Origin of the sequence: Bacillus cereus group sp. BfR-BA-01349, from assembly GCF_022663795.1 — a bacterium.
In the GTDB taxonomy this organism is placed as follows: domain Bacteria; phylum Bacillota; class Bacilli; order Bacillales; family Bacillaceae_G; genus Bacillus_A; species Bacillus_A cereus.
In genome coordinates, this window is sequence record NZ_JAKUGE010000106.1 from 1 (window position 1) to 1,608 (window position 1,608).

A 1,608-nucleotide genomic window follows, 5' to 3' on the forward strand; every position below is an offset into this window, starting at 1 on the left:
GCTATCAAGCTAACAAAACAAAAAACCCCCTAAAATGAAAAAATACGCTATTCTTTTTGTAGAATCATAGGAAAGGATGGCGTTTTTGTATGTCTATTTCTATATCTGATGAATTACAATTATTTGCTCAAGAGATTCAAAGATTTTTATCTCCAAATGCCTTACAGGCTCTTGCTAGAGATGTTGGTTTTGTTCAGCGACTGAGTAAGTACCAAGCAAAGGATTTAATCGCTTTATGTGTGTGGATGAGCCAAAAGGTTGCTACGACTTCTTTAACTCAGCTATCTAGCTGTTTAGAATCATCAACTGAAGTGCTTATCAGTCCTGAGGGACTGAATCAACGATTTAATCAGGAAGCTGTTCACTTTTTACAACAGATATTAGCCAAATTACTAAACCAAAAATTAGCTTCATCTGTATCGTTTTCTTCTCCCTATACTTCTGCTTTCAAACGTATTCGTATTCTAGATTCAACTGCATTTCAACTACCTAATTCCTTTTCAAGTGTTTATCCAGGTGCTGGAGGATGCAGTCATACAGCGGGATTAAAAATTCAATTGGAGTATGATCTATTAAGTGGACAGTTTTTACATATTCATACAGGTCCAGGAAAACAACATGATCGAACCTATGGTTCTCTGTGTGTTCCAACCGTGAAAGAAAATGATTTGTGTATTCGGGATTTAGGCTATTTTCATCTGAAAGATCTTCAAAATATACAAGATAAAAAGGCTTACTATATCTCTCGTATTAAATCAAATACACGTATTTATCAAAAAAATCCTAATCCTGATTATTATCAAAATGGAAAACTCAAGAAGAAAACAGAATATAAACAGATAGATATGGAGGCATTAATGATTTCTCTTCAACCAGGGCAAACATACGAAATATCTGATGCTTATGTAGGAATGATTGATAAAGTGCCAGCCCGTGTAATTGTTCATCGACTTACAGAAGAACAGCAACAAAAACGATTACAAAATCAAACTGTAAGAGAAAAAAAGAAAGGAATGAAGTATTCTGCTCGTAGTAAACGACTTAGCGGTATCAATGTATACATGACCAATACCTCTACAGATATTGTCCCGATGGGACAAGTACATGATTGGTACTCTTTACGTTGGCAAATCGAGATTTTATTTAAAACATGGAAATCATTCTTTCATATTCATCATTGTAAAAAGATAAAACAAGAAAGGTTGGAATGCCATCTGTATGGGCAACTGATTGCCATTCTACTCTGTTCGTCTACTATGTTTCAAATGCGACAATTACTTCTTATGAAAAAGAAACGAGAACTCAGTGAATATAAGGCCATATATATGATTAAAGATTATTTTCCTCTTATTTATCAAGCTACACAGAAAGACACCCAAGAACTATCAAAGATTCTCATTCGCCTGTTCAACCTCCTACAGCAAAACGGGCGAAAATCCCATAGGTATGAGAAAAAAACCGTCTTTGATATATTAGGTGTCGTTTACAATTGTACCATGTCTGATGATCAAGCGGCCTAATTCAAAAAATGAAACCCGATAGGGTTTATTTCGCATGCAAATCTTTAAATTCTCTACACCTAGCTTTTAGAAAAAAGAAACAACCTCT

At 34.6% G+C, this 1,608-nt stretch carries 1 protein-coding gene; it reads left to right on the plus strand.

Annotated elements, in window-relative coordinates; genetic code table 11:
- Positions 1-89 precede the first annotated feature (89 nt).
- Positions 90-1,520 (plus strand): IS4 family transposase, encoded by a 1,431-nt coding sequence (locus MR169_RS27860; protein ID WP_242320386.1) that lies wholly within the window; start codon positions 90-92, stop codon positions 1,518-1,520.
- Positions 1,521-1,608: the final 88 nt, after the last annotated feature.

Coding starts and splice junctions, on each gene's coding strand:
- MR169_RS27860 (WP_242320386.1), top strand. CDS start 90: ATGTCTATTTCTATATCTGATGAATTACAATTATTTGCTCAAGAGATT.